Annotated in this window: 1 pseudogene; it reads right to left on the reverse strand. The window is 36.6% G+C overall.

Annotated features, from left to right (window positions below):
* Nucleotides 1-130: 130 nt before the first annotated feature.
* A pseudogene (gene tnpA, locus AB3M96_RS23635) lies at nucleotides 131-616 on the reverse strand (IS200/IS605 family transposase).
* Nucleotides 617-749: the final 133 nt, after the last annotated feature.

The following is a 749-nucleotide window of genomic DNA, read 5'->3' on the forward strand; positions in this document are numbered from 1 at the left end:
AAATCATAACCACCCGTGAAAACGGGTGGTTTGTTCTACGGCTGAAAGCCTTCGTTACTGGCCAGCCCTTCAAAGGGCACCGAAAGTTCGCCAACCGCACTACTTTTTCGGCAACCCTAAAGGGTTTCTCCTATTTCTTTTTGTTTTTTCTCTTTACTTCCTGACCAGTAAACGGATCAATAAATTCTTCCATACTTAATTGATCTGCAACTATATCATCTTGTATTTGATTGCGAATGTATTCTTCTATTACTTTCTTATTTCTTCCTACCGTATCAACATAGAATCCTTTACACCAAAATTTCCTGTTTCCATACCGATATTTTAGATTGGCATGTCGATCAAATATCATTAAACTACTCTTACCCTTTAAATATCCTACAAAAGATGAGACGCTTATTTTTGGTGGAATACTTACTAACATATGAACGTGATCTTTACACGCAGTCGCTTCAATAATCTCTACACCTTTTCTTTCGCATAGTTGTCTCAAAATCTGTCCAATATCTTGTTTGATTTTCCCATATATGATTTGTCTTCTATATTTGGGCGCAAAGACTATGTGATACTTACAATTTCATTTACTATGTGCTAAACTGTTTAAGTCGGAAGACATACAGGGTCCCTCCTTGTTACATAAATTTGGTTGGCGAACCAAAATTTATTGTAACACCAAGAGGGGCTTTTTTTAATACATCGCTATAAGCTTTCCGGAACCATACGCCTAGCGTATGGTTTTCTTTTAACAA

Source organism: Ferdinandcohnia jepli (assembly GCF_047246645.1).
In the GTDB taxonomy this organism is placed as follows: domain Bacteria; phylum Bacillota; class Bacilli; order Bacillales; family Bacillaceae_L; genus Ferdinandcohnia.